General features: G+C 67.9%; 15 protein-coding genes and 3 pseudogenes. 10 read left to right on the top strand and 8 right to left on the bottom strand.

Annotated features, from left to right (window positions below):
- Positions 1 to 552: pseudogene (locus tag IPJ59_RS33410) on the bottom strand (nitric-oxide reductase large subunit); the annotation flags it as partial.
- A gap of 37 nt (positions 553 to 589) precedes the next feature.
- On the opposite strand from IPJ59_RS33410, the gene IPJ59_RS33405 reads away from it, so the two are divergent.
- On the top strand, positions 590 to 1,276 hold the full coding sequence (locus IPJ59_RS33405; protein WP_293275340.1) for a hypothetical protein: 687 nt from the start codon (positions 590 to 592) through the stop codon (positions 1,274 to 1,276).
- 955 nt (positions 1,277 to 2,231) lie between these two features.
- On the opposite strand, the gene IPJ59_RS33400 is transcribed toward IPJ59_RS33405, so the two are convergent.
- Both IPJ59_RS33400 and IPJ59_RS33395 read right to left on the bottom strand, forming a co-directional pair.
- Entirely contained in the window at positions 2,232 to 2,357 is a 126-nt protein-coding gene (locus IPJ59_RS33400) for a hypothetical protein (RefSeq protein ID WP_293275338.1), read from the bottom strand.
- Between the two features lie 2,522 nt (positions 2,358 to 4,879).
- Positions 4,880 to 5,155: a hypothetical protein gene (locus IPJ59_RS33395; RefSeq protein WP_293275336.1), complete on the bottom strand. Its 276-nt coding sequence runs from the start codon at positions 5,153 to 5,155 to the stop codon at positions 4,880 to 4,882.
- Between the two features lie 337 nt (positions 5,156 to 5,492).
- Between IPJ59_RS33395 and IPJ59_RS33390 the strand changes: the two genes are divergently transcribed.
- From IPJ59_RS33390 to IPJ59_RS33380, 3 genes are all read left to right on the top strand, one after another.
- Positions 5,493 to 5,684, top strand: coding sequence for a hypothetical protein (locus IPJ59_RS33390; protein ID WP_293275335.1), 192 nt, complete (start codon positions 5,493 to 5,495; stop codon positions 5,682 to 5,684).
- A 398-nt stretch (positions 5,685 to 6,082) separates the two neighbouring features.
- Complete coding sequence (locus IPJ59_RS33385; protein WP_293275333.1) at positions 6,083 to 7,012, top strand: hypothetical protein; 930 nt, start codon at positions 6,083 to 6,085, stop codon at positions 7,010 to 7,012.
- A 366-nt stretch (positions 7,013 to 7,378) separates the two neighbouring features.
- Positions 7,379 to 8,257, top strand: coding sequence for a hypothetical protein (locus IPJ59_RS33380; RefSeq protein WP_293275332.1), 879 nt, complete (start codon positions 7,379 to 7,381; stop codon positions 8,255 to 8,257).
- A gap of 12 nt (positions 8,258 to 8,269) precedes the next feature.
- Here the strand turns inward: IPJ59_RS33380 and IPJ59_RS33375 are convergent, their stop codons facing one another.
- The 3 genes from IPJ59_RS33375 to IPJ59_RS33365 are packed head-to-tail and all read right to left on the bottom strand — an operon-like array spanning position 8,270 to position 13,268.
- The gene (locus IPJ59_RS33375) at positions 8,270 to 9,940 is read right to left on the bottom strand and encodes a hypothetical protein (RefSeq protein WP_293275330.1); all 1,671 of its coding nucleotides are present in this window, start codon (positions 9,938 to 9,940) and stop codon (positions 8,270 to 8,272) included.
- 17 nt (positions 9,941 to 9,957) lie between these two features.
- Entirely contained in the window at positions 9,958 to 10,944 is a 987-nt protein-coding gene (locus IPJ59_RS33370) for a hypothetical protein (protein WP_293275328.1), read from the bottom strand.
- Positions 10,941 to 13,268: a protein kinase domain-containing protein gene (locus IPJ59_RS33365; protein ID WP_293275326.1), complete on the bottom strand. Its 2,328-nt coding sequence runs from the start codon at positions 13,266 to 13,268 to the stop codon at positions 10,941 to 10,943. Before IPJ59_RS33365 ends, IPJ59_RS33370 begins: the two co-directional genes overlap by 4 nt.
- A gap of 672 nt (positions 13,269 to 13,940) precedes the next feature.
- Here IPJ59_RS33365 and brxE point away from each other — a divergent pair.
- Positions 13,941 to 14,348: pseudogene (gene brxE, locus IPJ59_RS38425) on the top strand (BREX-6 system BrxE protein); the annotation flags it as partial.
- Here the strand turns inward: brxE and IPJ59_RS33360 are convergent.
- Positions 14,270 to 14,527, bottom strand: coding sequence for a hypothetical protein (locus IPJ59_RS33360; protein ID WP_293275324.1), 258 nt, complete (start codon positions 14,525 to 14,527; stop codon positions 14,270 to 14,272). The pseudogene brxE and the gene IPJ59_RS33360 overlap by 79 nt on opposite strands.
- 14 nt (positions 14,528 to 14,541) lie before the next feature.
- A pseudogene (locus IPJ59_RS38420) lies at positions 14,542 to 14,935 on the bottom strand (5-methyltetrahydropteroyltriglutamate--homocysteine methyltransferase); the annotation flags it as partial.
- 295 nt (positions 14,936 to 15,230) lie between these two features.
- Between IPJ59_RS38420 and IPJ59_RS33355 the strand changes: the two are divergent.
- Genes IPJ59_RS33355 through IPJ59_RS33335 form a run of 5 tightly spaced genes read left to right on the top strand, consistent with a single transcriptional unit; the run spans position 15,231 to position 18,726 of the window.
- Positions 15,231 to 16,409 carry a molybdopterin molybdotransferase MoeA gene (locus IPJ59_RS33355; protein ID WP_293275323.1) on the top strand — a complete coding sequence of 393 codons (1,179 nt, stop codon included), beginning with the start codon at positions 15,231 to 15,233 and terminating at the stop codon, positions 16,407 to 16,409.
- 6 nt (positions 16,410 to 16,415) lie between these two features.
- Positions 16,416 to 16,907 carry a cyclic pyranopterin monophosphate synthase MoaC gene (gene moaC / locus IPJ59_RS33350; protein ID WP_293275321.1) on the top strand — a complete coding sequence of 164 codons (492 nt, stop codon included), beginning with the start codon at positions 16,416 to 16,418 and terminating at the stop codon, positions 16,905 to 16,907.
- Positions 16,904 to 17,500, top strand: coding sequence for an NTP transferase domain-containing protein (locus IPJ59_RS33345; RefSeq protein ID WP_293275320.1), 597 nt, complete (start codon positions 16,904 to 16,906; stop codon positions 17,498 to 17,500). Before moaC ends, IPJ59_RS33345 begins: the two co-directional genes overlap by 4 nt.
- A complete protein-coding gene (locus IPJ59_RS33340) occupies positions 17,497 to 17,739 on the top strand; it encodes a MoaD/ThiS family protein (protein WP_293275318.1) in 243 nt (80 codons plus the stop codon). The genes IPJ59_RS33345 and IPJ59_RS33340 overlap by 4 nt, the downstream gene beginning before the upstream one ends.
- Before the next feature lie 39 nt (positions 17,740 to 17,778).
- Complete coding sequence (locus IPJ59_RS33335) at positions 17,779 to 18,726, top strand: molybdenum cofactor biosynthesis protein MoaE (RefSeq protein WP_293275317.1); 948 nt, start codon at positions 17,779 to 17,781, stop codon at positions 18,724 to 18,726.
- Positions 18,727 to 18,900: the final 174 nt, after the last annotated feature.

Here is an 18,900-nt window from a genome sequence, read left to right as displayed (position 1 = left end):
GAGCAGGTCGCCGGGCAGCCGCACGACCTCGATCCGCAAATCAGAGATCGAGGTGATAAACTCGAAGCGCGGGCCGCATGATAACCGGCGCTGACCGAGTGGTAGGCTGAAGGATGCCGAGCGGCAGCAGGGAGTGACCAGGCCATCCCGCAGGCCAGGTTGAAACGACCACAGCTGATCTTCGCCATGCGGTCGGACCAGCGCGCCTCGGGCACGCCAGGTAGCGCAGGCAAGTTTGGCATGAAGCCGACCGCAAGCATGCCGTACGCCCATCATCGCGGCGGCGTGGGCGTGGTTGGCGTCAGCGCGGATGCCGATCTCGTAGTAGGAGACGATCGGCAGGTTGACGAGGAAGCCGAAGATGCCGGCGCCGACGAAGTTCCCGAAGCCGACGGCGACCCGGAACGCCGGCACCCCACTGCGTGCGGGAAGGGGGTGGAAGTCCGAGCGGGCCTCCTGCTGGGCGCCAGGTTGCAAAAGCTCCGCCTCGGCGGTCAGCAGCGTCAGCAGGATGACCTCCAGGGCCGAGAAGAAGGCGCCGAGCGCGAGCACCTCAACCGGCTCGCCGTTGAAGTACAGGTGGTGCGCGGTGCCAAATCACGCCGCCGGCGCTGTGCAACACAATGTCGACGAAGATGACGGTCAGCGCGATGCGCTCGCGGACCACGCCGAGCAGGACGAACATGCTGGCGAAACCATCACCGTGGTGAACAGCTCGAAGTCCTCGACCCACAAGTTCGCCGACGATGAAGCGCGAAGTCGGCGACGCGACGAAGCTGGCGCGCGGGTGAGCCAGCAGGCCGACGGTAACGTACCGGGCCATGGAGCCAAGACGGCGAAGAAGAACCACGGCGCATGGGCCGGCATGGTGCTCGACGGCGAGCCGCTGACGCATGGTGCGCCACAGGATGGCGACAGAAGAACATCCCGCCGGTCAGCAGGACCTGCCAGAAGCGGCCGAAAGGTCGAGGTGCTCGAAGCCTTGCATGCCAGACCACAATACAGGTCGCCGAACCACCGTGGATCCCGGCCCGGCTCGCCAGGCAGGCTGCCGCCGACGACCACGCGAGGGCGCCGAGCGCAGGTAGGTGAGCGCGTGCTGGCCGCGCGGCTCGCGCGGCTGGGCGGCGATCATCAGCGCCAGGAAGATGCCATGACCAGGGAACGGAGTCACGACCCAGAAGATTGGGAGCTGGACGTGCCAGGTGCGGGCGACATTGTAAGGCAGCAGATGATCGACGCGGATCTAAGCTGCCCGCCGAGCTCGGTGCGGTAATGCTGGGTCAGGGTGCGAGCACACGGCCTGGAGCAGGAACATCGTTGCCATGATGAAGAAGAACCCGGCGGTGGCCTTCTGCGAGGGTCAGGGCGACCGCTGTCAGGCGCCTGAAAGGACGGCTTGCAGCGCTCTCGCGGCCGTGCCAATATCCGAGCCAGTCCCAGCTGCCAAACGCGGCCAGCGGCGCCGATCCCGGCCAGCAGGGCGACCAGCAGAACGCTCAGACAATGATGTCGGCCGTCGGGCCGTTGTCGACTGCGCCTCCAGGGCAGCCGTCAATGGTGTACGAGTGAATTTGCTGGCCGGGCCGGCGGCGGTCGCCGTCCGCGCCTCAGGCAGAAGTACGCAGTCCAGGCACCGGGTGTCCCTCCGGGTCAGCGATCGCACCGGCCGCAGCCACTGCCTGCCAGGTCAAAGCGAGAATTGGTGATAGTGCGCTCGAGCTGGCGACGGGCATGGTCAATGCCGAGTATTCCGCGAAGGTGCAGTGCTCGCATCGTAGCGATTGGTGAAAGTCGGCGACCGTGAGCCGGTGGGCGTCCGCCGCTAGCATGCTGCTTCGACATCGAAGGGCCCCGCTGGTGGAGGTAATCGGCGGTGAAGTCGGGGCCGAGGTAGGCGCCGTGGCGAAATCAAACCAATGTGCATGATGCCATTGCGCAGGAACACCTCCCTGCCGACCCGGACGGTTCAATCCTCGCCGGTGAAGCGAGACTCGCCGGTGGGCGGAGTCACGCGCTCAGGATCGGCGGCTCAGCCTGGTAGGTGCGAGGCGATGAAGCCGAGCACCGAGGCCGAACAGGGCCACAAGCAGCACCGCCTGCACCCATCCGCGGGAGATCACCCGTGCTCGTCGTTGCGATTGCATGGGCGGACGCTATCACGATCGCGCAAAAGGGATGCGCGCGAAGCACCTGGCCGAGGTCCGTGCCCTCCGGCTGGTCGGGGTCGGTCACAACCACCGCCCGGCGCCGTCCTCGGGCAAGTCGAGCAGGTCGAGGTCGTGAGCCACGGGCGCGACGGGGTGCTGGTCAGGCCTCTTCGCGTCGTCGTCGGCGCTGCTGCTGGATCCGCTCACAGCCGCACGTTCACAGATGCGGACCACGCGGGCAAGAAGTTTCCGAGGCGTGCGGGCTGACGCTCGCGCGGGCCAGCCCGGGATTCGCGGCAAGAGGCCGGCGATGGCCGAAGGCGGCGACGGCCACTTTGGGTTGTCCCGGCAGGCCGGGCTCGTAGCCGCGCCCGGGTGCCGATCTGGAGATCACACGCCACTGCACGTCCAGGTGCGCCCTGAGGAGCTGGCCGCCGAGGACCGTCATCATCGCCGATGCAAGGTCCCGTCCAGCACGAGCAGGCGGTCCGCCAATCCGCAGCCATGACGGCACAGCAGGCGGATCGTGAGCCACGCCAGGTGCCGGACGATGATTCGGGAAGACGGCCAGGGGCGACCAAGGGTCAACCGAGGTCATCACGAGGCAACCGAGGGTCATCACGAGGGCAACCGAGGTCATCACGAGGGCAACCGAGGTCATCACGAGGGCAAACCGAGGTCATAACGAAGGGCAAACCGAGGTCATAACGAAGGGCAACCTGGGAGACGAAAAGGTGGACTCGTTGCGCATTTCAGCGCGGAATGTTGGAGTGAAGCTCGCTCAAGATCGGCCTGCGAATCGTCTGGGAGCTCCAGCATCGTCACGTTGCCGAATACGGCAGGCAAAGACGGCGGTGTCCGTCTGCGGCTGACAAACCAAAATCGCACCATTTTATGCGACCGAGAATGAGCGCCCGTTCAGCGGTTCCGCACCTCGGCCGCGGCAAGTTTGGTCAGCCGATCAGCCGCGGTCGGCCATCGTACGCAAACCGCGCGCCTGGTTCGGCCGCGGCCCGGCCGCGGGCGTGTCCCCGCTGCCGCACGCTTGCGACCCCGCGCCCGACGCCCGCGTGCGGTGGTCTCGAGCTGCGAGACGGTGGACGCGCGGCGAACGCGGCTGGGACGACTCGGCGCCTTCGGCCCCTGAGCGCCGGCTTCCGGGAGCAAGCTCACTCGGCCGCGATCACGCCGAGCCGCCCGCGCGGCACGGACGCAGGCTCGTGAATGTCGCCGAACGCAAAGCACCAGCGGCGGTAGTGGAGCCGGCGGACGAGCGGCGTGCGGTCGGCGAGCAGTTTAAGGGCGGCCGACCGGCCTGGTCCGCCGGAATCGACGAGAGAAAGCCCTTCTTGTGCAGGCGGGCGAAGAGCTCGATCGTCTTGCCGGTCAGGTGGGTTGGTCGCTGAGCACAGCGGCCTCGAGGGCGCGAAGTAGCTCGACCGCGAATGCTGCCCCGAGCACGCCCGAGGGCAACGCCGGGGCCACGTTAGCGAGGTGCCGGGTCACGGCTTCTGCGAGCGCCGGCCGAGACGTACACGTCGCTCGCGCCGGCCGGGCGTACCTCCGGTATCGTCGCAGCGGGCTTCGCTTCGGGCCCTGGCTTGTCCGCGGTCGCTTCCTCGCGGGGGTCTCTCCCGATCGGCCGCCGGGGCGGCGCTGCGGCCTTCGTCGACGCCGCTGCGGACGCCTCCCGGGGCTTTCGCCGACGGCGCGGACTCCCTCGCGGCTTTCTCCGCCGCGGCCTTTGCTTTCTCGCGGGCCAGGCCGGCCGTAGGTCTTCGAGCCAGGGCACGTAATCGAGGGCCCGGATATCGCCTCAACTCCCGACCATGTGCCCGTATCCAAGGCTCTGCACGGCGATCGCGACGATCAGCTCTGCCTGAGTGGGCAGAGCAACAAATGATAGGGAGGCGCGCAGTGCACCAATGAGCGGATGCAAATCTGCGAAGATCCAGGGCGTTTGCGTCGAGCCGAGGAGAGGATGTGCTCGGCGTCGTCCTCGATCATCTTGCCGTCATCCTCCGGGGCACCCGTCGCTGGCTCGTGTGCGATTTCCGTCGGGCCAGATTCGCACGCGCAGGGACGTCTCCTCCAGGTGGTGCAAGCGAACCTCGCTCCCATCCGAGAGCGGTCGGCGCACCCCACCGTGGAGCCCCGTGAGTTGAACGATGCGCTCGCCTGTCCGCGCGGTCGTGGGCCCGCCGAAGGGCCCCCCGGCGCGGAGCATGCGGAGCGCATCCGAACGCAGTTGGTCTGGACTGCCGGTGCCAATTGTGCGACGGCCCCAGCCAGGCCACAGGTGCACAAGTCGGCCCAGGCCGGAGGCACCGACCTCGAGGGAGAAGTGGCCACCAGGATGGACCGCCCGCTCACCCACCAGGGCCGCAGATTGTGTCGGGTCGGGGCGCCATTTGAGCGCCAAATCTCGGCGGGCATCGACGTACGCACGGTACCGCCTCACGACCCCATCGATGCCCGCAGCGTACCCCATCCCGCGAGGCACTCATCCGCCACTTGGGCCCCTGGCTTCATCCATCGCCGCGATCGTACCGCGAGCTTGCCGCCAGGGAAAGGTAAACTGCACGCCTCGTTTCGCGCTTCATGTTCCGCCACCCCACACGCCGAGTCTGTCGCTGCAGCCCGCCACGGCGACCCGCGATGCCGGGCCCCAAGGATCACGCTTCATCCCGGCGCCCGGATACGCCATCCTCGGCGGGCCGCATCACGGTTCACGCCGGCCCGCGTAACGCGATGCTCAGCGCCAGGCATCCGGTTTCGTCGCGGCGGCCCAGACGGGATGCCCCACGCGCCGCATGACGTTTCAGGGCGCCGCTCGATCTGTCCCTGAGGTCATGTTCCATTTGGCGCGGCGCGGATCTTGCCGCATATCCTCGCGCGCGAGGCTCGGTCGCACCGGCCTGATCCACGAGCGCATCACCGACCTGGACGGCCTCGCCCATCGCGGCCCCGCCCATCAGCTCGTCGGGCCGTCCGCGTGCGTCCATCGCGCGATTGACCTTCGCCGCGAGGCCGGCGATTGTCGGACATTGAGATGACATCCTCAGCCAAAACCGCGATCCGAAAGCGCCCGTCTTATAGCTCGACCGAAATCTCTGCCGCCGACACCAGGGGGGAGATTCACGCCCTCCTGGCCAGACCCGACCTCGACATCACCAACGTCGAATGGGTGGCGCTCGGCGGGCGGAAGTCACGGCTATATCTACGCATCGAAGGACGCCTCTACAAGATCGACATCCACGCCCCGAAACGCTCAGGAACCCTGACAAGAAGTTCAGACGCCTCCATCGAGGCGTCCTCCATCTGCTCAAGAACGCGATCGCCGTGGCCGAGGAGGGTCTCTGCAACGTCGGCGAGATCCTCGTGGCGTTCCTGGTGACGAGCGACGAGAACGTCACGGTCGGTGAGGCCCTCCTTCGCCTGGAGGCTGGATCGAGCCGGCCCGTGACGTTGGCGCTGGCGCCCGCCGAGACGGCACTGGTACCCACCTCCCCCACCGGCGTCGTCCGTCGGTGAAGCGATGACTATGGACGTTGATGCGATCGAGGCTGCGCTCGCGGATGCTGGCTGGCGAGCAGGTGCAGAGAGGCACTTGTAGCGGGCTGGGTCGCTCAGCAGCAGGCCGAGCGCAGCTGGGAAGAGACGTGGGCGCCGGATGATCGGTGCCGCCATATCCTCGAGCGCCCGGGCGGTGAGCGCCTCGTGCTCGAGTGGGTGACCGGCGATACATGGGAGCTATCCATCGAATGGCCGGAGGGCTGGGGCCGCGAGCACGTGAGCATGAGGTGGCGTGAGGACCTGGAAGAGACGGCGGAGCGCATCGTCCGCGTCGAGGGGCCGTTCGGCGGCCCGCGGCATCCTGACGAACCATGGGCCCGATTGCATGCGGACGCGGCAGACGGCTCGCTGGCGACGTGGAGCTGCGTTTCGAGCTGCTGCGCGAGGATCTCGCGGCGTTCTTTTTCATCGCACGCGATGGCACGCTCAACAATCTGTGGGTCGTCCGCATCAACCCGGACCACCTCCCCGCGGCGCTCGATTCGCTGGAGCGCACGCCGCGTTGTGCGCCGTCCCTCTGGGTGCAGGCCGAGGGGAAGCGGCGATCCTGGGAGTTCACGGCCTGGCGCCCGCTGCTCGCGCGTGCGCGGATCGGGGCGCAAGAGTTACTGCTCTCGTGTCCGGACGCATCGACCGCCGTCATCCTGGCGCACACCGCCGGCCACCTCGAGTCCGCGGTGAAGCTCGAGATGCGTGCGTTGCCCGATTTTGACGCCGGAGCCTGGCTTGCCCACGCCACTCCCTGGCCAACCACGCGACCCGACGTCGGGTCGGCCGGGTCGGCCGGGTCGGCCGGGCTGCCTGCCACCCCGACCGTCGTCCAGGCCGGCGAGGGCCATCCTCCGCCCCCGGTGCTCGCCAGCCAAGCGGCCCCTCCGTCGTCGGCCGACGCGGCCGACACGCGCGGGCCCGAACCCCCGGAGCCTGCCGCCGAGCCCGCCGAGCCCGCCGAGCAGCCGATGCCTCGGTTCGCGCTCGCGCCCGATGCCTCGGCCGAAGAGCTCCAGCGCCATTTCACGGCCGTCGAAACGGCGATCCCCCCACGGCTGACGGGAACAGCGACCGCGGTCGAGCTCTGGGGTGCCATTCGCCAGGCACACAAGCGCGGGGCTCTTCCGATCACGGGAAATTGGGTCGACCTCGTCGCCGAGCTTCACCACCGTGGATTTCTCCCGCATCTGCCGAGCGACCGTGCCTCGCGCGCGGCCCTGCTGATCCTGGCGAAGCTCAGCCCCCTGGTCCGACGCCTGCACCATCGCCGCTGGGCCCTGGGCGCGGGAGGTTGACGGTGCGCCCGGTCGAGCAGTTGGCCCGGGAGGAAGCCGCGCGGCCCGCCGTGAGGCCCGGCCCGTGGATCCTGGGGCGAATCTGCGCTACGGTGCGGACGTGGGCACCCGCTTCATCCTGGCGCTCTTGCTGGTCGGCGCCTGCCAGGCGCCGCCCGGCCACACCGGGTTCGGTTCGATGCCGGACGTCACGACTGCGCCCGCGGTGTCGACTGGAAGCGGCTCATCCGGCTCGGGGAGCTCGGGGAGCTCGGGGACGAGCACGGGCGAGGACAGCGGCTCAGCCAGCGGGAGCGCGGGCTCGACATCCGGGCCTGTCGGAGACCTCGGGGATATACCCGACTTCGGCAACGACTCGCCGGTCGGGTGCAAGGGGAAGATCGACTTCCTTTTTATGATCGCGCGAAATGGGAACATGCAGTATCGGCAGGCGCAGCTCGCGGCGGCGTTCCCTCAGTTCATCGATACGATCCAGGCGAAATCGCCGACTTTGACTATCACATCATGGTGGTGGACGGCGATGGTGAGGATAATAACAACGACACGGGCTGGGGCAGCCTTTCGTGCAACTCCGTCTGCCCAAATCTCGCCTGCAAGGTCGGCGAGCCCTGTTGCAAGTGGGGCAACGCGGATTTACAGGGTATGCCGTGCTGCGGTGTTCCAAATTATCCGTGCCAGGACCTTGACCTCGTGACCGCGTGTGACTGGGCCTGGGGGGCGGGCACGGTATTTCCCGCCGGCTACTCCGCACCTAACAAACCGTGCCCGATCGACGGCGGCCGCCGCTACCTCGTGAAGGGGCAGAGCGACCTTGAGGAGACCTTCAAGTGCATCGCCACGGTCGGAGCCAGCGGCTACGGCTTGCTGGGCCAAGCGCTCACGGCGGCGATGCAGTCGAACATCAACGACCCGGGCGGCTGTAACAACGGCTTTCTCCGCAAGGACGCGCTGTTGATGGTGACGTTCATCGCCACGGTCGGAGATTATGGCTCGGAAGGGACGCCGGCCGAGTGGGCCCAGACCGTGATCGATGCCAAGCACGGTGACGACAAGTCGGTGGTGATGTTCAGCATCTTGAATACCGAGAGCCAGTGGGAGCCCTACGACCGGATCGGCACGTTGGCCAAGATGTTCCCGTACCACCACCTTGAGGATTCTCTGGCCCCCGACTATGGACCGGCGTTCGCCAAGGCCGCGAGCCTCGTCGAGACCGCGTGCGCCGGCTTCACGCCGCCGCCGGGGTGAGCCCGGGCTCTCTCAGCTGCCGACGCGGGCGAACGCGGCCTGGTCGGCGGCGCCGATGCCCCCGGCGTAGACCTCCCCGTAGGGCCCGACCGCCACTGCGAGCGCCATCTGGGGCCCTTTCTTGTCGTTCGGGATGAAGGTCCAGGGTGGCAAGGCGACGCCAGGGATCACTGCCTGGACCTTGAAGACGACCGTTTGGTTGTCCTGCCCGCCCATGGCGACGACGGCGTAGCCGGCGGGGCTCCACGCGATGCCGTGTGGGCCGAACGAGGCCGATCCGAGTGGGCCGAGCGAGTTGTGCGTGACGAGCTTGCCGCCGGGCGCATAGACCCGGACCTCGCCGACTGGTTCGCAGGTATCAAAGCAAGTGTAGCCGGCGAGGAGGTAGCGGCCCTGATCGTCGAGGTCGAGCGCGAGGGCCCGGGTCTGGACACCCTGGTCGAGCCCGGCCACGGCCCACGTCGCATCGTCAGCGACAGCAGCGAGGTCGGACTCGATGATCATGAGGCGGTCCCGTACTTTTTTGGGATCCGCGTCGTGCTCGCCCCACGCCGCGCCGACAAGCACGAGCGTGTCTCCCGCGAAAGTGCAGTCATTCGCGCTCTCCGCAAACCAGTGCGGGTCTTTGCCCTTCGCCTGGTAGTCGAAGACCCGCACCTGCGCGGGCTCGCCGTGGCGCAGTAGCACCGCGAGCGCATCGAGCTTGTCGATCGTCGCCACTGTGCGCGTGCCGCAGACCGCGACGACGTCGGGCCGGGCCGCCAGGGCGAGCGCCGTGTCGCCCACCGCGCCGACGCCGATGTTCTTCAGGCCCTTGCCCCACGCGGAGATCTCGCCAGCCCACCACACCGGGTCGTCGCCGATCTTGCGCTCCACAAGGACATTGAGGCGGCCGGTGTCGCGGTCAATCTTCAGGTCGATCGCGCGGCAGTGCGCCGACCCCAGCAGGGGGACAAAGTCCATCGCCTTCTCTTGAATCCCCTGCTTGTTGCGGAGGCGCAGGTAGCAGCGCGGCGCGCCCATTTCTTGGAAGGTGCCGAGCTCGACGGGGCGCCCGTCCGGGAGCACGGCGATGGCCGCCACCTTGCCCTCGGGTCCGTCGGGCTTCCAGTGGGTCTGGCTGCCGGGCTTCGGCAGGGCGATCACGTAGTCGGCGTTCACGGACTCGCCCACAAGGATGTTGCGCCAGGGCGTCAGAATGGCCGTGTGCTTGTCATTGTCGAGGCCCGTAAATGCTGGAATGTGCCCGAGAAACTGGCCCGGGCGGATCGGCGTCAGCTCGATCAGCTCGCCGTCGTCGAGGAGCATCGATACGCCCTCGGTGTTCACGGCCGTGACCTCGACGCTCAGCAGGCCGTTGTCGTCGATGTAGTCGGGGATGACGACCCCGTCGACGATCTGCGGCGGCAGCACGGGCTCATCGGTGGTGCCGCCGGGCTCGTCGCCGGTCTCCTCCGCCGGGGCCGTGGAGCCGGAGCTGGCGTCGGGGTCGGGGCTGTCGCCCGTGACCGTCTGAACACCGTCGCTCGTCGTGGGTGTCCAGTCGCCGCTGGTGGCGGCGAGGCCGGTGGTGTCGCACGCGTCGGCTTCCTCGCAGGTCACGAGCTCCGGCGGCAGCGGCGGGCAGCCGGTGAGGAATCCGAGGGGCAGGATGGACGACAGCAAGCGGATACGGGGGTTCATAGGGGGCTCCCGGGAGGTTAGAAACGTGTGTGGAACACAAGACCGCCGGGGGCCGGGACGAGCGCGGTGCGCGAGGCGGCGCGGGCCATCCTGCGCCCGCCGATGCTGGTGAGGATCACGGCCACGAGGACGGTCGCGCCGCCCGCGAGGGCCAGTGCGAGGGTCCGGGTCTGGGTCGCCCGGTAGTCACCACGCAGGTCGTCGTCCTGGGTGTTCTGGTCGGTCGTCGCGTAGCCGTCGACGCTGTTGCCGAGGGCGACGATCTCGCGGCGTGTGTCGACCATGCGGCGGCCCATGAAGCCGGCTGCCGTGGTGAGGGCGACCCCGACGCCGAGCGTGACCCCGCCCGCGAGCACGAGTCCTCGCCCGTGGCTAGGAGCACTCGCGGGGCGTTCGGTTTTCACGTGGCGCGCCGCCACGGGCATCAGGTCCGCGTCCGGCTCGGGCTGGATCGTCGTTGGCTGCCAGCTATCCAGGTCCGGGAGTTTGGATGCAGCGACCACGATGTCGTCGTCCGTTTGCGGCTGGGCCGCGATCCCGGCCGCGATCGTCGAGGGCTCATCCGTGGCGGCGTCGGATCTCAGCTCGACCGGCGGAGCTGCGGCCGCGACGAGCGGCCTGTCCTTGATGCCGGACTTCGGCGCCTTGCACTGGACCTTCTTGGTGGTGAGCCTGGCCAACGTCTCCCGCTCGGAGTCGACGATGCGGCCTCGCAGCGGCGTCTCGGGGAGCGCGAGCGCCTGCTCGAGGAGCCGGTGGGCCTGGCACAGATCGCGGGATGCGACGCGACCTTTCGGCGGCTTGTCGGACAGGGCCAGATAAGCCCGGTGCGCGAAGTACAGGTATTGCACCCTTTGAGCGTCGGACGTGGCGCGCCGGGCTGCAGCCGCGAAGGCGGGCGCGGAGCACTGCAGGTCGTCCGCGGCGCAGGTCGAGGGATCGGCCGGCGATGACGTGGCGATCGCCAGGGCGGCGAGGAGGTGCAGCGCGGGCGATGCGATCATGGCCGGTACTCCTTGACGAGGGTGCCACCGCTGGCGGGCGGGGGGAAGCGGATGCGCTCGAGCTCGCGGCGGACGCACGCGGTTCCCTCCGCGTCGTCGCCGACGATGTCGATCGCGGTGAAGCGAGGTTCGCCTGCCGCGGTCGCGAGTTCGACGAGGATCTCGCGGTGAGCCATGCGCGCGCAGCCGTTCAGCGCCGAGGTTGCAGCAGCGAGTTGGTCGGCGGCGCTCGCCACGGGCGTCGGCGCGATGACCTTGGGGGGCGACGCGTCGAGGGCGGGCGTCGAGTTCGGCCCAGGTGCAGGCGGCCCTGACCGGGCCAGCGTCGGTGTCATCGGGGGCTCGGTGAGGGGGCGCTCGGCGACATGCATCCACCACCCGGACCCGGCGAGCACGGTCATCGCAACGGCGGCGAGTGCAAGGACCGCGGGTCGTGGTCGACGAGGGTGGGCCGGCGAGGGGGCTTGCCCGGTCACGGCGTCCACGGCTGCCAGCGGCAAGGACGGCGGATCGACCAGGACCTGCGGGTTGGGATCGGAGGTCGCCTCGGGGAGCGGGTGCTCCGTCCAGCCGGCCCGGACCTGCGGCCCTGCGGGCACCAGGCGAAGTGCGGGGCGCCCGGCGGGCAGCGCCACCACGACGGCGCGGGCGAGGGCCTCCTCCTCGCTCTCCAGCGCTTCCCGCAGCGTCTGGGCGAGCTGGTCCGCGCTCGGGCGGTGGTGTGGGTTGACCTGCAACGCGCTCATGACCGCCGCCGCGAGGTCCTCGGGGCACGCGCTTGCGTGGACCTGCGGCGAGGTCGGCGGGTCCGCGCCCTTGACCGGCACCTTGCCGGTCAGCAGGCGAAACAGCAGGTGGCCCATCGAGTAGATGTCGCTCTTGTCGGTCCAGCCCCGGCCCTCACGTACCTCCGGGGCCGACCAAGCCAGCGTACCAATGCCGCCGTGCGGGATGACCACGCGCGCCTCGGGGGGCGTCAGATACCGCCGCTCGCCGGCGGGCACGTCGTAAAAACTTTCGTCGAGCTCTGCGGCACCGAAGTCGAGCAAGGTCACCGCGCCGCAGCTATCGATGAGCACGTTGTTCGCGTTGATGTCGCGGTGCAGGACGCCCCGCGCGTGCACCACGGCGAGCACATCGGCGAGCTTCACCCCGACCGCGGCCACCTCGGCGGGCCGCAGGCGAGGCGGTGAGCACAGCCGCGCCGCAGGGCGGCCCGGCGCGTGCGCCATGGCGATGTACGGCGGGCTGGCCTCCGGTGCGTGGTCGTAGAAGCGCGGCAGCGCCGGATGGTCGAAGGTCTGGAGCAGCATCGCCTCGCGCGTGAAGCGGAGGATGTCGTCGGGGTCTTTGGACCGAAGGAACTTCAGAACGACGTCGTGGCCGGCGCCGCGGTGCACCGCGAGGTGCGCGTCCGCCTTGGCGCCGGTGCCCGCCAGCCCGATCAGCTCATAGCGGCCATCGATCCGCGTCGAGGGCGTGCCGCGCTCCGGGTGCGCCGCGAGCACTGCCTCGAGCGCGCGCCCCAGCTCGGCCGCGGTTCGTGTGCGGTCCTCGGGCTCGAGCGCCAGCGCGGCGATCAGGACGCGCTCCAGGTCGTCCGGCGCGTCACAACCAGGATGCGCCTCGCGCAGCGACTGGAGGGGCTCCTCGGGCAGGGCCCCAGTCAGCAGTTGGTACAGCGTAGCGCCGAGTCCGAACACGTCGAAGCTGGGATTCGGCTCGACGAGGCCGGCCTCCAGCGGCAGGTAGCCCGGGGTGCCCAGCGCCTTGCCCATGCCGGTCGGCCGGGGTCGCACCGCCCCGGTCGGGAGCCGATAAACTTCGGAGACCCGGACGATCCCGAAGTCGATCAACTTCACGTGCAGGCGATCGTCGGCGTCGGCGAACATGATGTTCGCCGGCTTCACGTCCCGGTGAACCAGGCCCTGGCGGTGGGCGGCGTCCAGGGCGTCGGCGATTTGGATGCCGATCTGCAGCACCTGCCGCCACGGCAGCGGACCGGACCCGGCCAGATGCTCGCCGAGGTCCGGGCCCTCGATCAGCTCGAGGACGGTGTAGGGTTCATCCCCGTCGCTGTCGTGGGCCAGGACCCGCACAATCGCGGGATGATCCATGCCGGCGAGCACCATGGACTCGCGGGCGAAGCGGCACCGGAGGTCCGCGTCCTGCGAGCGCAGCAGCTTGACCGCGACGAGCCGGTGGATCTGCCGGTCGCGCGCCCGCACGACCACAGCCCCGCCGCCGATGCCGACGCGGTCCAGTAGGTCATAACGACCCCCGAGGCACTTCTTTGGCCCGTCGCCCCGGTCGCTGTCGCTCATGCGCACCTCCGCGGTCCATAAGGAAGAGGTCGCACGAGAAATCAACCCTGAAAATTGGACCAGTGCTCCCAGGAGCAGTCCCGGTGCTTTTCCTGAACGGGTCCCTTTCAGCGAGGACCTGAGCCGCGCAGGTGAGCGCGGACCCTCGCCGAACGGGCGAGCGGAGTCGTCGGTGTGACGCCGACGATATGGCGGCGCTGGCGAGCGGGTCAGCCGGGGCTCGGCAGACAGCATCCGGTCGCGCAGTACAGGCCGTCTGGACAGATGCCGTTGTCGCAGGCCACGTCACCCTCTTCACAGCCCGCCTGGTCGCAGCCGTCGGGCAGTTCGCTGTCTCCCACGCATAGCTCGCACTTGTCGGGCTCGCACGGCGTCGGCGTCGGCGTCCGAGGCCGGGACTCGGGGGGCGCCAGGCGATCGCTGCAGAGCGCCTCGCCGCGGCCTCACCGTCGACGAAGGACTCGTTGATCATCGCGGCGCAGTCGCTGAGCGCGCCTGCGGGGAGCTGCGCGGCGCAACTGCCGAGCGCGAGGTTCGCCTCGGCGAGCACGGCCGCGACGCTCATGCCGACGCAGGGACTCGCCGGGTCGACGATCACGAGCTCACGGAGCGGCATCGGGGCGTCGAACTGCTTGAAGTCGTCGAGGGCGGGCAGCCCCACGGCGCCGTTTCGCCCGCCTGACCCCTCGCACGGCTCAGTGGGCCGCCCTGGAGGTCGCCCGCGAGGCTGCCCGCCGCACCGACGCGGCCGCGCGGGCCAAGGACGCCAACCCCGACCGCCTGCGCTCACTCTTCAGCCTGGGCTTCGCCGTCGACGAGCAGCTCGCGGACCGCCTGGCCCACCACAAGCGCTCCGGCGAGCCGCCCGAGGTCAGCCTCCCCGAGCGCGCCCGGAGGCAGTCAGGTGCTCGCCGGTGGCCCAGTGAGCAAGGTCGAGAGCCACTGCACCTCCATCTCATTCGTGCTCGCGGCAGGTCCCGGCTTCACCGGGGCGCGAGCTGTCAACGCCGGGCAGGATCCGCGGGCGACCGCTGGAGCGCGAGGCCGATCTTCTCCGCGAACGCGCGGGCTTGCGCGTGAGCCGTCTCCGTCTGGCGCTGCAGCTCGATGTTGGCCGTCGCCAGCTCCTCGCTGCGTTGCTGCAGCGCCTTGTTGAGGGCGCGAATCTCCTCGTCGACCCGGCGCTGCAGCGAGAGGATGCTGCTCGCGGTCTGCAGCGCGGACTCCCGCACGCGGTCTGCAGAGTCCTGGCTGCTCACGGCAGCCCCAGCGCCTATGCGGCCATCTCGGTGCCGATGACGCGCGCCCGGATCTTGGCGAAGGCGGTCGAGCGGCTGGTCGAGCGGTCGTCGCTAAACGGCGCAAACCCACAATCGTCGGTGGTGCCGAGCTGGTCCAGGGGGGATGAAACGGGCCGCCTCCAGCACCCGGTCGCGGACCTCCTCGGGTGTCTCGACGCGGGGACCGAGGGGGTCGATGACGCCGACGAAGACGCGCTGGCCGGGGCGCACGCACTCGCGGACGAGTCTGAGCACTCGCTCGCGATCTGGCTCATGGGCCAGCTCGATAAAGAAGGAACCGGCCGCGAGCTGAAACAAGCTCGGCAGCAATTCGGCATAATCGACGTCGGCACTGTGGGTCGTGTCTCGGTCCCCGCCCGGACATGTTGGCGCCGGTCAGGATCCGCAGCGCAGCGCCGACGAGGCCTGGCGGTGACAGATCACCATATGAGGATTGGGTGGCCAGCTTCGCGGTGGCGGGGGCAAGGTGAGCGGCCAAACTCACTGCAGCCATCGGCGGGCTGGCCGTCGGATTGCTGGTTGTGTTGTTCCTCGATCCGGTGTTATACACTTGGATCGATCGTCGAAAGGCAGCCGTGCCCGCAGCGGAAGGAGCGATGCTTCAGGCGGTGCTGCCAACGCCTTCCCATCCTTGCGTTCTCCCTATTCAACCGTTCCCAAAATGATCCCGTTTCGCGAAGCATTTGATTTGCTGCTGAAGCACACCAGCGTGCTGGCCACCGAGCGCGTCCGAATAGAAGATGCGGCCGGTCGGGTGCTGCGGCAGGAGATCAGCGCCGACCGGGATTCTCCGCCCTTTGACCGGGTGATGATGGATGGATTCGCGCTGCGGGCCTCCGATTTCGCGCAGGGGCGCCGTTTCCTGATCAGCGGCAGCGCACCGGCCGGGCGGGCAACGGCCTGTCTGCCGGAGAGAACCCGCTCGTGTTTGGAAATAATGACTGGCGCTCCCATGCCCGTTGGAGCGGATTGCATCGTTCCGGTGGAGGATGTGGTGCGCAGCGGCGAGGAGATCATGGTGGACGATTCCTTTGAGCCTCAGGCCGGACGGTTTATCCACTGGGCTGGGTCGGACGCCCGCGCCGGGGACCGGCTGTTGGCGGGGGGAGTTCGCCTCGGTTGCCGTGAAATAGGAATCGCCGCCTCCTGCGGTGCCGCATGGATCGAGGTTTCGCGGCTGCCTAGAGTCGCCGTGCTCGCCACCGGCGATGAATTGATTCAAGTCGATGAAACACCGGCCCCCCACCAGATCCGCCAATCGAATGCCCACGCGATCGCTTGTGCCCTCCGGCGTTCGGGAATTCCACCCGCGAAAACGGGAACGATCAGCGATGCCCCGGAGCAGCGCCAACTGGTGCGGACCTTTCTGGCGGATCACGATTGGCTTTTGCTGACCGGCGCGGTCTCCAAGGGGGCGCACGACTTCGTGCCGGATTTATTGGATTCTCTCGGTTGTGAAAAGCTCTTTCATGGCATCGCCCAGCGCCCTGGAAAGCCGGCGGGTTGCTGGTTGGGTCCGTCTGGACAAATCGTCGTGGCGCTGCCGGGTAACCCTGTGTCCGCCCTAACCGGCCTGCATGCCTTGGTGCTTCCCGTGCTCGCCGTGTCCATGGGCATGCCACTGCCGCCGCCCCGGCTTGTGACGCTCGCCGAGCCAGTCCGCAGCCTTCCCGGCATGACCCACCACCTTCCGGTCGCGTTGGGGGTTGGTGACTGCGCACGGCCCGCACCCACCGGCAACAGCGGGGACTTCATTGGCTTGCTCAAAAGCAGTGGCTTTGTCACCGTCCCTCCCGGTCCCGTGGGACCATCGTCACTGCCATTCACCCCTTGGACCTAACCACCCATGACAGAACCCGAAAACCAGGATTTCACCCATGTCCGCGACGGTCTTCCGACGATGGTAGACGTTTCCGGCAAGCAGGCTAACAAGCGATGCGCGGTAGCCGCTGTCCGGGTGGAACTCGGAGCCGAAATCCTCGCGCGATTCTCAAACCATGATCTCCAGGGCCCCAAAGGTCCGGTATTCCAAACCGCCATCATCGCAGGCACCATGGCGGTGAAGAAAACCAGCGAATTCATCCCGTTTTGCCACCCGTTGCCCGTCGAACACTGCGGATTTGAAATCACTCCGGACGATACCGGCGTGCTGATTCGCTGCGAGGTCGCCACCACCGCCAAAACCGGCGTGGAAATGGAGGCCATGACCGGTGCCTCGGTCGCCGCCCTGACCGTTTACGACATGTGCAAGGCCATGAACAAAGCCATCCGCATCCAGAATCTTCACCTAGTGTCCAAAACCGGAGGCAAGTCCGGCGACTACCATTTCGCGCAATGACCGCCCCCTCCCAACCGCTGTATGGGCTCGTCCTCGCCGGCGGGCGCAGCACCCGCATGGGCACGGACAAGGCGGCGCTGATCCACCCGGATGGTCGCTCGCTGGCCCGGCGCACTTACGATCTGTTAGCCGGGGCCGGATGCGTGGATGTCGTGCTCTCATTGCGCCACGATCAGGAGATTCCCGTCGGCTTCTCCGATCTCCCGGATCTGGCGATCATCCGCGATCCCATTGACTCCACCGGTGGCCCGCTGGTGGGTATAGTCGCCGCCATGAGTCTTCATCCCGGTGCGGATTGGCTGGTCCTGGCCTGTGATCTTCCGCGCCTTGATGCAGCCACCCTCAGCCACCTGGTCGCTTCCAAGCACCCGGACGAACTCTTTTTGTCGTATCGCAGTGAGTTCGACGGATTACCCGAGCCGCTGTGTGCGCTCTATGCGTCCGCCGCGCTGCCGCTGCTCCGCAACACGGAATTCCGCTGCCCGCGCAAGGTGCTGATCCGCAACGAATGCCGCCTGCTAGACCCGCTGGTTCCGCGTGCTCTCGACAATGCCAACACCCCCGACGACTGGCAAACCGCGAACTCCCCATGAATACCTATCAAATCCACTACTTCGGCCTGCTGTCCGAACGCCGCGGCCTGGCCGACGAGACCATCGCCAGCGCCACCACCACCGCGAGGGACCTCTACGAAACCTTGGCGGCGGAGCACCGGCTTGGCAGCGCGCACACCGACTTGCGTGTCGCCGTCAACGACGAGATGGTTGGCTGGGACCACCCGCTCACCAACGGCGACCAAATCGCCTTCCTCCCGCCCATGTCAGGCGGGTGAGATGGGGAAAGATCTGAAATCTGAAATCTGAAATCTGCGATGCCCATGCTCCTCCATTTTTCCCTGACCGATCAACCCATCGACATCGTTTCGCTGGCGGAGCAGTTGCATGATCCCGCTGCCGGTGCGGAGGTGACGTTTGACGGCCGCGTGAGGAACCGCAATGACGGGCATGTGGTCGAGAGGCTGGAATACCAGGCCTACCCCGCACTGGCGTTGAAAATGGGCCGACGCATTCTCGATGAAGAGGCGCGGAAGCATGACATCGTGGCTGCCGTAGCGATTCATCGCACCGGGCTGCTGGAGATTGGCGAGTCCGCCGTGTGGGTGGGCGTGGCCTCTTCGCATCGCGCCGCAGCCTTCGACGCCGCACGGGCCATCATGGAGCGCCTGAAATACGAGCTTCCTGTATGGAAACGCGAGCATTACGCCGACGGCAGCACGGGCTGGGTCGGGCCGGACAATACCTCCGCGGATACTGGCAAACCCACCGACGACATCCCCGAGTGGCGGGCTGAGTTGGAGGAAATCTGGATTTCGCCCGGGCATGATTTCCGTGGCCATCACGGCGGAGCGCGGGGTGATCACGGCAGCGAGTCGGTGCCGGTGGTCGAGTGCGTGGCGGGGATGGGCCTGCGCGGCGACCGCTACTTCGGGCACAAGGAGGATTTCAAAGGGCAGGTGACATTTTTCGATGCGGCTGCCATCCAGGCGGTGCGCGACCATTTCCAGAAGCCGGAGTTGGCGGGTTCGATCTTCCGCCGAAATCTGATCGTCCGCGGGGTCGATTTGTCCGCTTGGATTGGCCGACGTTTCCGTTTTCAGGGGGTGGAATTCGAGGGTAGCGAGGAATGTCGGCCCTGTTACTGGATGGACGAGGCAGTGGGCCCGGGGGCCGAGGAGTTTCTCAAAGACCACTGCCGCGGTGGTTTGCGGGCACGGATACTCAGCGACGGGACCCTGACCGCTGCCGCGCATCACGCTTGATCCGCACACTCCCGTCTTGCCATCCAGAGGAGGCGGACGGCTATTTCCCGCCCCACCGCATCACACCAGTAGCATGATGATGCATTGCCATTTTCTAATACCGGGTGACACGGCTGTTGCCCGAGGTCAAGCCAATCGGACGGTGCGTCGAACTGTTCGCCGCGCTGGCGCATC

Source organism: Nannocystis sp., from assembly GCF_016714285.1.
Lineage (GTDB): Bacteria > Myxococcota_A > Polyangia > Nannocystales > Nannocystaceae > Nannocystis.
The sequence above is the reverse complement of the archived record's forward strand: the minus strand, read 5'-3'. Positions and strand labels throughout refer to the sequence as shown.

Excerpts from the sequence above, each read along its gene's own strand:
- IPJ59_RS33335 (WP_293275317.1), top strand. The coding sequence starts at position 17,779 with ATGCCCATGCTCCTCCATTTTTCCCTGACCGATCAACCCATCGACATC.
- moaC (WP_293275321.1), top strand. The coding sequence starts at position 16,416 with ATGACAGAACCCGAAAACCAGGATTTCACCCATGTCCGCGACGGTCTT.
- IPJ59_RS33375 (WP_293275330.1), bottom strand. The coding sequence starts at position 9,940 with ATGAACCCCCGTATCCGCTTGCTGTCGTCCATCCTGCCCCTCGGATTC.
- IPJ59_RS33395 (WP_293275336.1), bottom strand. The coding sequence starts at position 5,155 with ATGGACGCACGCGGACGGCCCGACGAGCTGATGGGCGGGGCCGCGATG.
- IPJ59_RS33370 (WP_293275328.1), bottom strand. The coding sequence starts at position 10,944 with ATGATCGCATCGCCCGCGCTGCACCTCCTCGCCGCCCTGGCGATCGCC.
- IPJ59_RS33340 (WP_293275318.1), top strand. The coding sequence starts at position 17,497 with ATGAATACCTATCAAATCCACTACTTCGGCCTGCTGTCCGAACGCCGC.
- IPJ59_RS33355 (WP_293275323.1), top strand. The coding sequence starts at position 15,231 with ATGATCCCGTTTCGCGAAGCATTTGATTTGCTGCTGAAGCACACCAGC.
- IPJ59_RS33345 (WP_293275320.1), top strand. The coding sequence starts at position 16,904 with ATGACCGCCCCCTCCCAACCGCTGTATGGGCTCGTCCTCGCCGGCGGG.
- IPJ59_RS33365 (WP_293275326.1), bottom strand. The coding sequence starts at position 13,268 with ATGAGCGACAGCGACCGGGGCGACGGGCCAAAGAAGTGCCTCGGGGGT.